The 12,080-nt window shown below is 39.2% G+C and carries 8 protein-coding genes, 6 tRNA genes and 3 pseudogenes; 6 read left to right on the top strand and 11 right to left on the bottom strand.

From position 1 onward, the window contains the following. Positions 1–189 precede the first annotated feature (189 nt). The 4 genes from BHE89_RS23060 to BHE89_RS23045 form a co-directional block, all read right to left on the bottom strand. Positions 190–265, bottom strand: a tRNA-Val gene (locus tag BHE89_RS23060). 14 nt (positions 266–279) lie between these two features. Next, positions 280–355, bottom strand: a tRNA-Lys gene (locus BHE89_RS23055). A gap of 41 nt (positions 356–396) precedes the next feature. Continuing rightward, a tRNA-Val gene (locus tag BHE89_RS23050) sits at positions 397–472 on the bottom strand. A gap of 39 nt (positions 473–511) precedes the next feature. Continuing rightward, positions 512–587, bottom strand: a tRNA-Val gene (locus tag BHE89_RS23045). 319 nt (positions 588–906) lie between these two features. Here BHE89_RS23045 and gltX point away from each other — a divergent pair. From gltX to BHE89_RS23030, 3 genes are all read left to right on the top strand, one after another. Further along, the gene (gene gltX, locus BHE89_RS23040; RefSeq protein ID WP_069367881.1) at positions 907–2,325 is read left to right on the top strand and encodes a glutamate--tRNA ligase; all 1,419 of its coding nucleotides are present in this window, start codon (positions 907–909) and stop codon (positions 2,323–2,325) included. Positions 2,326–2,482: 157 nt separating this feature from the next. Continuing rightward, a tRNA-Ala gene (locus BHE89_RS23035) sits at positions 2,483–2,558 on the top strand. A 27-nt stretch (positions 2,559–2,585) separates the two neighbouring features. Continuing rightward, positions 2,586–2,661 (top strand) — tRNA-Ala (locus tag BHE89_RS23030). Positions 2,662–2,724: 63 nt separating this feature from the next. Here BHE89_RS23030 and BHE89_RS23025 read toward each other — a convergent pair. Then, a pseudogene (locus BHE89_RS23025) lies at positions 2,725–3,457 on the bottom strand (SDR family NAD(P)-dependent oxidoreductase). A 205-nt stretch (positions 3,458–3,662) separates the two neighbouring features. Here BHE89_RS23025 and BHE89_RS23020 point away from each other — a divergent pair. Next, positions 3,663–4,103 carry a MarR family winged helix-turn-helix transcriptional regulator gene (locus tag BHE89_RS23020; RefSeq protein ID WP_069367880.1) on the top strand — a complete coding sequence of 147 codons (441 nt, stop codon included), beginning with the start codon at positions 3,663–3,665 and terminating at the stop codon, positions 4,101–4,103. Positions 4,104–4,105: 2 nt separating this feature from the next. Here the strand turns inward: BHE89_RS23020 and BHE89_RS23015 are convergent, their stop codons facing one another. The 4 genes from BHE89_RS23015 to zipA all read right to left on the bottom strand — a co-directional run bounded on the left by BHE89_RS23015 (position 4,106) and on the right by zipA (position 9,008). Then, positions 4,106–4,321: a DUF3820 family protein gene (locus BHE89_RS23015; protein ID WP_023581656.1), complete on the bottom strand. Its 216-nt coding sequence runs from the start codon at positions 4,319–4,321 to the stop codon at positions 4,106–4,108. A gap of 165 nt (positions 4,322–4,486) precedes the next feature. Further along, positions 4,487–5,671, bottom strand: a complete 1,185-nt coding sequence (locus tag BHE89_RS23010) for a NupC/NupG family nucleoside CNT transporter (protein WP_069367879.1) — start codon at positions 5,669–5,671, stop codon at positions 4,487–4,489. A 228-nt stretch (positions 5,672–5,899) separates the two neighbouring features. Further along, positions 5,900–7,927 (bottom strand): NAD-dependent DNA ligase LigA, encoded by a 2,028-nt coding sequence (gene ligA / locus BHE89_RS23005; RefSeq protein ID WP_069367878.1) that lies wholly within the window; start codon positions 7,925–7,927, stop codon positions 5,900–5,902. 55 nt (positions 7,928–7,982) lie between these two features. Next, positions 7,983–9,008, bottom strand: coding sequence for a cell division protein ZipA (zipA, locus tag BHE89_RS23000; protein WP_069367877.1), 1,026 nt, complete (start codon positions 9,006–9,008; stop codon positions 7,983–7,985). Between the two features lie 224 nt (positions 9,009–9,232). On the opposite strand from zipA, the pseudogene cysZ reads away from it, so the two are divergent. Continuing rightward, a pseudogene (gene cysZ, locus BHE89_RS22995) lies at positions 9,233–10,004 on the top strand (sulfate transporter CysZ). 45 nt (positions 10,005–10,049) lie between these two features. After that, positions 10,050–11,597, top strand: a complete 1,548-nt coding sequence (locus tag BHE89_RS22990) for a DKNYY domain-containing protein (protein ID WP_128860795.1) — start codon at positions 10,050–10,052, stop codon at positions 11,595–11,597. Between the two features lie 71 nt (positions 11,598–11,668). Here BHE89_RS22990 and BHE89_RS22985 read toward each other — a convergent pair whose 3' ends face one another. Beyond that, complete coding sequence (locus tag BHE89_RS22985) at positions 11,669–11,863, bottom strand: hypothetical protein (protein WP_128860794.1); 195 nt, start codon at positions 11,861–11,863, stop codon at positions 11,669–11,671. Beyond that, positions 11,838–12,080 (bottom strand): annotated as a pseudogene (locus BHE89_RS24075) (hypothetical protein); the annotation flags it as partial. The gene BHE89_RS22985 and the pseudogene BHE89_RS24075, both read right to left, overlap by 26 nt.

Here is a 12,080-nt window from a genome sequence, read left to right as displayed (position 1 = left end):
GATATACGCTCATGAGTGAGATAATCCGCAATATGATAGAACAGGAACAGCTGACACAGAGAAAGCGATTGAGACTCTAAGAAATTAGATTAGACGGCAGTAGCATAGAAATTAAAAAATAAAATAATTATTAGTCATTTAAGAGGCAGAATAAGGAGAAAAGAAGGTATAAAGGAAGAAATAAAGAAATGGTGGGCGGTATTGGGCTCGAACCAACGACCTCCTCCTTGTAAGGGAGATGCTCTACCAACTGAGCTAACCGCCCGCTTTATTATTAAATGGTGGGTCGTGGGCGATTCGAACGCCCGACCAATTGATTAAAAGTCAACTGCTCTACCGACTGAGCTAACGACCCATACCTAACTGTGTGATATTGTTCGAAATAACCGAATGAAGTGGTGGGCGGTATTGGGCTCGAACCAACGACCTCCTCCTTGTAAGGGAGATGCTCTACCAACTGAGCTAACCGCCCAATCACACTAAATCATACAACTTATCACAACGAAAATATTGGTGGGCGGTATTGGGCTCGAACCAACGACCTCCTCCTTGTAAGGGAGATGCTCTACCAACTGAGCTAACCGCCCGTCGTGATGGGGTGCATTATAGGGATACTGCGCTATGAGTCAACGATTTTTATCAGTTTTTTATCGTGAAAATGATCGTTCGTTTTATTTTTAGTCAAGATGCTTTTTTTAGCACCATTAGTGACACAGCAATTGACCAAAATAATCCTATGGGTACGCTTCGTCAAACAAAAAATCATCAATTTGAAATTTTTATCTCAGTTAAAAGCTTAATGCCATTGAGGAATTAGCATCCAGTGATAAAATAAGGCAACCATTTCTTTTTTTTGATAATCACGATTACTTATCTATATAAGTAAGACGTACAAAGGCAATCCCAATGAGTAAAATAAAAACCCGTTTTGCACCAAGTCCTACTGGCTATCTACATGTTGGTGGTGCGCGTACCGCACTTTATTCCTGGTTATATAGCCGTCACAATAAGGGCGAATTTGTACTGCGTATAGAAGACACTGACTTAGAACGTTCTACACAGCCAGCTATCGATGCAATCATGGACGGTATGAATTGGTTAAATCTGAATTGGGATGAAGGTCCTTATTATCAGACTAAACGCTTCGATCGCTATAACCAAGTGATTGATGAAATGTTATCTGCGGGTACAGCATACCGTTGCTATTGCTCTAAAGAGCGTTTAGAACAATTACGCGAAGATCAAATGGCGAAAGGCGAAAAACCTCGTTACGATGGTTGCTGCCGTAATGGTAACCATAATCACAGCGCCGATGAACCTCATGTTGTGCGTTTCTTAAACCCACAAGAAGGTTCTGTTATTTTTGATGATAAAATTCGTGGTCCAATTGAATTTAGTAACCAAGAGCTTGACGATCTGATTATTCGTCGCACTGATGGCTCTCCAACTTATAACTTCTGTGTTGTTATCGATGACTGGGATATGGAAATCACTCATGTTATTCGTGGTGAAGATCATATCAACAACACACCACGCCAAATCAATATTCTCAAAGCATTAGGCGCACCCGTACCTGAATATGCTCACGTATCAATGATTCTAGGTGATGATGGTAAAAAACTATCTAAACGCTATAACGCAGTCAGCGTAATGCAATATCGTGATGATGGCTATCTACCAGAAGCACTATTAAACTACTTAGTCCGTTTAGGCTGGTCTCATGGTGACCAAGAGATCTTTACTATTGATGAAATGATTGAGCACTTCACTTTAGAAGCTATCAGTAAATCAGCAAGCGCATTTAATACAGATAAACTGTTATGGCTAAACCATCACTACATTAATACATTACCCGCAGAGAAAGTTGCGGTTTATTTAGATTGGCATATCAAACAACAAAATATTGATACCAGCAATGGCCCATCATTAGTTGAGCTGATCAAATTATTAGGCGAACGCTGCAAAACATTAAAAGAGATGGCTGAAAGCTGCCACTATTTCTATGTTGATTTTGAAACCTTTGAAGAAGCCGCCGCGAAAAAACATTTACGCCCAGTTGCTCGCCAACCATTAGAAGTTGTTCGCGATAAGTTATCAGCAATTACAGAGTGGACAGCTGAAAATGTTCATCAAGCCATTCAAGATACTGCTGATGAATTAGAAATAGGTATGGGTAAAGTGGGTATGCCGTTGCGTGTTGCTGTAACAGGTTCAGGTCAATCTCCTGCCTTAGATGTTACTGTTCATGCTATTGGTAAAACTCGTAGCGTTGCACGTATTAATAAAGCATTAGACTTTATTACTGAGAGAGAAAACCAAGCTTAATTTACTCGTTAATTTGGTTTACTATGAAAGATACATTCCTAAAATAGGGAATGTATCTTTTTTTTGTACTCTTTTTCAGCAATCAATAAATAATATGAGATTAACTGATTGACAGTATTGTGCTTGTTGCCTATTATCAAGCCCGTTCTAGTATGTTGGGGCTATAGCTCAGTTGGGAGAGCGCTTGCATGGCATGCAAGAGGTCAGCGGTTCGATCCCGCTTAGCTCCACCAATATACTTCTAGAACAATCCAATATGTGGGGTTATAGCTCAGTTGGGAGAGCGCTTGCATGGCATGCAAGAGGTCAACGGTTCGATCCCGTTTAGCTCCACCAGAATTTTAAAATCCTGAAGAGAAATCTTCGGGATTTTTTGTTTTCTACTCCTCTTATTTATTGCTATTGTGCAGTGTATCCCCCATCTATGGCATAAAATGCCCCTGTTGAAAAACTACTTTCATCTGAAAGTAAAAACGCGACCGTTTTAGCAACCTCTTCTCTTGTTGCCATTCGTTTCATTGGATGTGTATTTGCCATCCATTCACGCTCTTCATTAGAGAGCATTTGCATTTTGGGCGTATCGACATAACCGGGTCCAATAGCATTGATCCTTATTCCTTTGTCTGCAAACTCAAGCGCGGCTGAACGAGTGATCCCCAATACGGCGTGTTTAGCCGCTGTATATGCTGAAATACCCGCAATTCCCACAATACCATTAGATGAAGAAAGATTGACAATACTGCCTCCCCCACTTTTTAATATTGCAGGTATGCCGTATTTCAAACCATAAAATACGCCATTGATGTCTGTATCAATAACGGCTTTCCAATCTTCAATTTCATAATCCACGATAGATGTATTATGAGGTCCAGTGATCCCTGCATTATTAACTAAGCCATGTAATTCGCCAGCTTGAGCAATGATCGTGTCAATCATTTCTTCAACTTGAGAAAATGAAGTCATATCAGCCTGTAAAGCAATAACTTTCTTGCCAGTTATATCAATCGAACGTGCTGTTTTTGTGATTTCTCCTAAATGCCGGCCTGTAATAAAAAACCGTTGCACCACGTTGAAATAATAATTGTGCGATACCTTCACCTACACCCGTACTTGCACCAGTGACTAAAATCACTTTATCTTTAAAAAAAGTCCATCATTTCGACTTTACCTCTTATCAATTACATCGAATTTTATCAGGTGACCACAATATAATTAACCAAAGTTAACTATACCTCATCTTATTTGATTAACTTTAGTTAATCAATATAAAGTTTATTCGCAATGAATGACCTGATAATATTAACTTTAGTTAACATAATTCATGAGATGGCGTATTGATGGAAAAGTGTGAATTAGAAAATGCATTGTCATTATTACAATGTACATTAGTCGCACAGCGAACTCGTTATACCCCAGAGCAAGTGACTTGGGGTCAGTATGATATTTTGGAGTTATTGCGCTTACGAGGTGACTTAACCCCTTCTCAATTAAGCGATGCGTTGGCGATTTCAAGACAAAATTTATCGAAATTTATGCGAGGATTAAAATCCTTAGGATTTATTGCACAACATCGTTCTGAAAAAGACAAGCGTGAATTTATTACTCATTTAACCGATGAAGGTCACGCTTTTTTAGCAAGAGCGGCATTAGGTCGAAAGCAAAACGCTGAGAAAATAAGTGAATGTTTAACACTCGGAGAACAAACATTATTTATTGAATTAAGTCAGAAAATTGTTAATGCATTAACACCTGAAAAATCAGGTATGGATAATCATTAACGTCACCGCTTTAATGGCTTTAATAGCCCTTCTAAACCTTCAATTTTAATGGCTAAGGTCATCTCCATGAGCTGACCAAGCTTACCTTCAGGAAACTCACCTTTCTTTGCAAACCACAATAAGTACTCTTCAGGCAAATCAACCAACATACGTCCTTTATACTTACCAAATGGCATTTGTGTGTTTGCTATATCGATAAGGTGCTGTTTTTCTAACATGTTATCTACCGTGCTATCATTGTAGGGATAGAATCGATTATAAGGTAATTTAAAGATAAAAAAAGCAGTACCCAAAGGTACTGTTGATTTTCTATTACTTGATTAACGTGTAACTCAGTTTACATTGTTATTTTATTCACATGCTATCTGTTTTATCTTCAGAGATTAAACAAACAGACCTGCAATAGCGGCTGATAAGAAGCTAACTAATGTAGAACCAAACAGTAATTTCAGACCGAAACGAGAAACAACGTTACCTTGAACTTCGTTTAGGCCTTTAATTGCACCTGCAACAATCCCAATTGAAGAGAAGTTAGCAAATGAAACTAAGAATACAGATAAGATACCAACAGAACGCGGTGAAATTTCAGCGGCGATATCTTGTAAGCTACCCATCGCAACGAATTCGTTAGACACTAATTTAGTTGCCATAACACTACCAACACGTAATGCATCTTGCTCTGGTACACCAATAACCCATGCTAATGGATAGAAAACATAACCTAAGCAATCTTGGAAACTAATACCAAAAATCATGCTGAAAATCGCATTCACAGCAGCAATTAATGCAATAAAACCAATCAGCATTGCTGCAACAATTAATGCAACCTTGAAACCTGCTAAGATGTATTCACCTAACATTTCAAAAAAGCTTTGACCTTCATGTAGGTTACCCATTTGGATCTCTTCTTCATTTTCAACAGAGTATGGGTTAATCACAGAAAGAACAATAAAGGTACTGAACATATTCAGTACTAAAGCAGCAACAACATATTTTGGATCTAACATTGTCATGTATGCACCAACAATCGACATGGATACTGTCGACATTGCTGTTGCAGCCATCGTGTACATACGACGCTGAGACATTTTGCCTAATACATCTTTATAGGCAATAAAGTTCTCTGATTGACCAAGAACCAATGAGCTTACTGCGTTGAATGATTCCAATTTCCCCATACCGTTCACTTTAGAAAGCACAGTACCGATAATGCGGATCACGAAAGGTAATACTTTGATATGTTGAAGAATACCAATTAATGCAGAAATAAAGATAATTGGACATAAAACATTCAAGAAGAAGAATGCTAAACCACCTTTCATCATGCCACCAAATACGAATTCAGTACCTTGTGCGGCATAACCTAATAAGTGATCAAATAATCCAGCGAAGCCACGAACAAAGCCTTCACCAACATCAGAGTTGAGGAAGAACCATGCTAATGCGATTTCAATAACTAATAACTGCACGATATAACGCAGACGGATCCCTTTGCGGTTGTTACTCGCAACGAATGCTAATGCGCCAATAACGGCGAGTGCTAAAACGAAGTGAATGATAGAGGACATGCATGCTCCAAAAATAAAAATAAATCTTGTAGAGCATTTTATGTAACGCGTAACATTAAGATGTGACTATTGTCACAATCTCATGAAACTGCATACACACTATTTATTAAATAAGATAGATTGATCACACTTTGAAAGTGACTTAAGAAACATTAAATGTAAATTTAACTTAAGTAAAAATGCCACTGAGAAGGTTTTCCCAGTAGCATTTATTAAATATTAGAATGATTATTTCGATTGATCAAGTAATCGTATCATTTCATCTTCATCAATAACGGTTATCCCTAACTCGTTAGCTTTCACTAACTTAGAGCCTGCCGCTTCACCCGCAATGACCATGTCAGTTTTTTTAGAAACACTTCCGCTCACTTTTGCGCCTAATGCCACTAATCTGTCTTTTGCTTCATCGCGTGTTAGCTGTGAAAGTGACCCCGTTAACACAACGGTTTTACCTGCAAAAGGATTATCACCCGCTTCATGCGCCACAATAACAGGTGCTTGCCATGTAATACCCGCATCATTGATCAATTGATCAATGACCATTCTATTGTGTTCTTCTTGGAAGAAATTAACGACATGTTTAGCCACAACATCGCCCACATCAGGGACGGACTTTAGCGCTTCAACATCTGCATGTCGTAATGCATCAAGGGTTGAGAAATATGTTGTCAATCCACTTGCCGTTGCTTCACCGACTTCCCGAATACCCAATGCATAAATAAAACGTGCAAATGTCGTTGATTTAGCCTTATCTAAAGCAGCAATCAATTTTTTAGCTGATTTTTCACCCATTCGTTCTAAACCCGATAGGATTTTTTCATCCAAACGGAAGAGATCAGCAGGTGTTTTGACATATTCTTTCTCAACCAGTTGGTCGATAATTTTATCTCCCATTCCATCCACATCCATAGCTCGACGTGAAACAAAATGTTTAAGTGCTTCTTTACGTTGCGCTCCACAAATTAAGCCACCAGTACAACGTGCAACCGCTTCACCTTCAATACGCTCGACATCAGAATCACAAATAGGACAATGTGTTGGAAAGACAATTTCTCGAGCATTATCAGGGCGTTTTTCTTCAATCACACTGACAACTTGAGGAATAACATCACCTGCTCGACGAATAACTACCGTATCACCAATGCGTATCCCTAAGCGTTCAATTTCATCAGCATTGTGTAACGTTGCATTACTCACAATAACACCTGCAACTTGAACCGGTTCTAAACGTGCAACAGGTGTAATAGCTCCCGTACGCCCTACTTGGAATTCGACATCTTTGATAATCGTCATTTGTTCTTGAGCTTGGAATTTATAAGCAATAGCCCAACGCGGTGCTCTTGATACAAAACCCAGATCTTCTTGTAGTGCAATATCATCAACCTTGATAACAACACCATCAATATCAAAACCTAAATTAGGGCGGATTTCTTCTATATGGTGATAAAATTCAAGTACTGCTTTGCTACCTGTACAAAGTTTTACGGCATCGCTAACAGGTAATCCCCATTTCTTAAATTGTTGTAGGCGCTCATAATGGCTTGTCGGTAATTCTCCACCTTCGAGTATACCGACACCATAACAGAAAAAGGTCAATGGACGTTTTGCTGTAATACGAGGATCAAGCTGTCTTAATGAACCAGCGGCGGCATTACGTGGATTAGCAAAAACTTTTCCGCCTGTACGGCGCGCTTCTTCGTTTAAATATTCAAAGCCTTTTTCATTCATAAAGACTTCACCACGAATTTCAATACGAGCAGGAATATCTTCACCATATAAACGCAGAGGAATGGCTTTGATCGTTCTCACATTCTCTGTAATATTTTCCCCTGTTGTACCATCGCCACGCGTTGCAGCTTGTACTAATACGCCATTTTCATAAAGCAAACTGACTGCCAATCCATCTAATTTTAATTCACAACAGAAGGTGATCTCTTCACTATTTTTTAAACGATCACGTAACCGCTTATCAAAAGCCAGATAGCTCGTTTCATCAAAAGCATTATCTAAGGAGAGCATCGGGATTTCATGCTTCACCTGCTCAAATGCAGTTAGAGGTAAAGCCCCAACTCGCTGTGTAGGCGAATCAGAGGTAATTAATTCAGGGTGTTCAGTTTCTAATGCTTTTAGCTCATTCATTAAACGATCGTATTCAGCATCAGGTATTTCAGGTGCATCCATGACATGATAAAGATATTCATGGTGACGTAGAGTAACGCGAAGTTTATCAATTTTTTGTTGAGTGTTTTTATTCATGATGATCACCAAAGAAGAAAAACCCCCGCAAGCGGGGGCTTTTTACAGACAAAAGCTATTGATTTAAATCCAGCGTCCTGCGGATCCTAGATTTATAAAGCTCGATTTTTTGTGGTGTTAAAAGTTTGCGCTCATCATCTAGCACAACACCACCTACATCAGATGCTATACGTTGAGCCGTAAGTAACATCAATTTAAAGTTTTGGTTAGCATCACCATAAGATGGCACCATCATAAACATCGATACACCAGGTGTCGTTAATTCAGCCATTGTATCAATGTTAAATGTTCCCGGTTTCACCATATTCGCTAAACTAAACAACACAGGACCATTCGCTGTTGGATTAAGATGTCGATGGAAAATATTCATTTCACCAAACTGGAATCCGGCTTGAATGATACTTTGCATCAATGCTTCACCATCTAACATTTGACCATGATGTGCACTTACGTTTAGAACAATAACCAGTTCTTTCTCTGCTTCTGTTGCTTGCGAAGCAGATCCAACGTTTGGCTCTTCAGCCGGAGCATGATGCGAAACCTCAGTTTCAACAGGAGTCACATGAGCCGTTGTCTCTGAAATTGAAGGCTCAAAACTCGCCGATGGGCTTACTGTATTAACGTGTGATTTTTCACTCGTAATATTCACCACCGGTGCTTGTTTTCGCTCATCCTTAACAATTGGTTCTGGCTCTTTTTCAATAACATCAAACACACCAAGACTAGGCTCTTGCTGTAATGATGTATCATGAGAGTCCCCTTTTGTTTGGGTTTCAGACATTAATGGATCTCTATCTCCCACTGAAATTTCAGGTTCATGTAGAGGCTCCGATTTTATCGGTGGTTCACTCTCCCGCTTTTCAGTAGAGGATAAAGTTGACGTCTGATGACTAACCTCAGCATATTGTGGTTCGTCATCGTTCTCATCTGACTGATAATTCTGTTTCTGACGTTTTACTGGGCGATTACGGAAAAGCTTAGAACGCTCTTTTCGACCAATCCATAAGCCGTGTAATAACAAAGCTATGATTAAAATCGCACCAACAACGATTAATATCAGACGCAAATTTTGCTGCATCATTTCTATCTCTGTTGTCTTGAGGTTTAATAGCCACGTTGGCAAATATTACTTTTTACTAAGAGTATTTGCCAATGCTCATAAGTGCAAGCCAATACTTAATTTTCTTGTCACAAAGATACACACATCAATCTCTTATGCGCATTTTTTTAGACAATTCATGACTAGTAAGGCCGATTATCTCCCTATATGATACTAGCTTGCCCTCATTGGAGAGAATAGGAAGTATGACAAATTTGACAGAAACGAATAAAAATTTAAATGGATTTCATTATTTTGCTCTTGGTTGGCGTTTAATTACACGCAAAGGGTTAAAACGTTTTGTTATCTTACCTTTACTTGCCAACATTATTATTCTCGGAAGCGCCTTTTGGTGGTTATATGGTCAAATTGGTGGCATGGTTAATTGGATGATGGAAAAAGTGCCTGATTGGTTACAGTGGTTGAGTTATTTAATCTGGCCATTATCCGTTATTTTTATTTTATTAGTGTTCACCTATTTTTTTAGTACCTTAGCCAACATTATTGCTTCTCCGTTTAATGGATTATTGGCTGAAAAATTAGAAGGCCAAAATAACTGGCATTGCCCCACCTGATACAGGGGTTGCAGGAATATTGAAAGATATTCCACGTATTTTAAAGCGTGAACTAACCAAATTAGCTTATTATTTACCTCGCGCTATTGTCTTGTTATTGCTCTATTTTATTCCTGCTATTGGACAAACTGTTGCCCCTGTTTTATGGTTTGCTTTCGGTGCTTGGATGATGGCAATTCAATATAATGACTTTCCATTTGATAATCATAAAATTTCATTTGCAGCAATGAAGTCTTCGCTTAAACAAGATAAATGGAATAATCTTCAATTTGGTATGGTTATTAATATTTTTACCATGATCCCTATTCTAAATTTAGTCATCATGCCAGTTGCAATTTGTGGTGCAACCGCAATGTGGTGCGATCGTTATCGTAAGCAGCATGTTCAAGATGGTCAGTGGTAAACCTAACTAAGTAATAGATTTGATAGTGACCTCTCAGGAGAAAATATGGCTGAACCCCAATTTCTATTCAGCGAAATTCCATTGTCACGGGCGGCATTTGATCGTTGGCTAGCATCATCTATCCCCGATCCAAGGAAATGGCCAATTACTGCACCGGAAATCCAAGAAGAAACCGTGAGAGACGCTTTGCTACCTTACTTCACTGCTTCCGTCGATATACAGCGATGTATGTTGCTGCATGATAAATCCATGGGTGTGCTGCGTTGTGCATTGTGGATAGCTGATCAGGAGCTGCGCCCAGTCATGATGCAGCTTACGGCACTGCTTGCCACGACAGCACCGTTTATTGCGTCCGGTAAAACAGGACTCGCACAACTTGGCGAAAACATCTGCGGGACATTGCATCTTTCAAAAAATACGTCGTCATGGACAGAACATTGTACGAATTTTTCTATTCCACTCTGGGCGCAGACATGGATAAGCGAGTTGGGTAATCAAGAGGAGGAGTGCGATAAGTCTTGGATTGACAGTAAATTATATAACAGGATGAAACGCCGTTATAACCACTATCTACGTAATGCGACACCGGAGAATCGGATACCACTGAAAAAAAACGAATTGTATCTATCCGACGGTAAGCATGTGGTGAACTATCAAGGAGAATGCGTACATGGCGCAAATCCACTGACGTTTCGGCGCATAGCCAACGACGGCATGACTTCGATTTACACTGATGAAAGCGGGATCTGGATCGATTGTTTTTATACCAACGAAGAACGCCGTCAACTGGCATCCGAGTTGAAAAATGGTGATTTTGAAGTCTGGCAAAAAGACTATGATACGCCATTTCTGTTACGCATCCGTAATGAGGTCTGTTTTTTGGCGCATAACGGACCGGGTCGAGGTTTCGAATTACAGTTTTTGTCCGTTGATGGTGCTAGTTTTCATCAGATAATGTGGTGTGCATATGCGGATAAAGATCATTTCTATATGTTGAATGGCGGAAACGGTAGTCTAACAATTGTACCGGAAATAGATCCCACAACTGTCCGCCCTTTTGATAATCTGTTCTTTTTTGCTGGAAATCTGGTGTATTCATGTGGTGAATTGTTACCAGAAGCTGATGCTGACACCTTTCGTTCACTGGGTTCGGATTATTATGCAGATAAACGGCATGTTTGGCATTATACAACACTGAAATCCGGAATTGACCCAGCAACGTTTGAATGGCTGGATGAATATAACGGACTGGCAAAAGATGCAAATCATGTATTTATGAATGAGACCAATTTTCTGGAAGCTGATGTACAGACCGTCACAGTCGTAGCCGGGGGGTTATTTTTGCTATGGCGCGATAAAAATCATATCTGGTATAAAGATAAGATGCTTGAAGGCGCGACGTCAGCAAAAATAAGCCGTACCCATGGAGAGGGACAATGTATTGCCAGATTGGTGACCAAATTTGGTTTGCTCAGAAACAACTTGATGGCGCAGATGCTGAAAGTTTTTTTGTTACTGGTTGGGAGGAAGCAGAAGATAAATACGGTGCTTGGTATAGGGATACAAGATTGTAATAGACTCAGCAGTAAATGACAGGGGCCTGATTAGCAATAAATTGCATTTTAAACTTAGAATAACAAATAAAGTGCAATCTCCCCCATCTCTTATTCAAATGCCTTATTTATTCCATCTAGGTCAATATTTCCTGTTTTTTTGTCTATATCAAACCAAGCCACCACTGGAGCTGTTTGTGGATCTGCACCACCACGACAATTTGATGAATAATGATCCTCATGGACGAGTAATCTATATATAGAGCCATCATTAGAATCTTCATAAAAAATAACATTTATTTTCATTGCTTAGCCATAACGATACCACGCGTACAGCCAAATCAGTATCTAACGCACTAATATCATTGCGATATATATCTCCATTATTGGATTTTTCTAATTCATTTATTTTTATCCAACCACGTAACGATACCACGCGTACAGCCAAATCAGTATCTAACGCACTAATATCATTGCGATATATATCTCCATTATTGGATTTTTCTAATTCATTTATTTTTAT

The sequence above is a fragment of the Shigella sp. FC1967 genome (genome assembly GCF_001743005.1).
Taxonomy (GTDB): Bacteria; Pseudomonadota; Gammaproteobacteria; order Enterobacterales; family Enterobacteriaceae; genus Proteus.
This window is presented reverse-complemented; position numbering and strand designations above follow the sequence as displayed.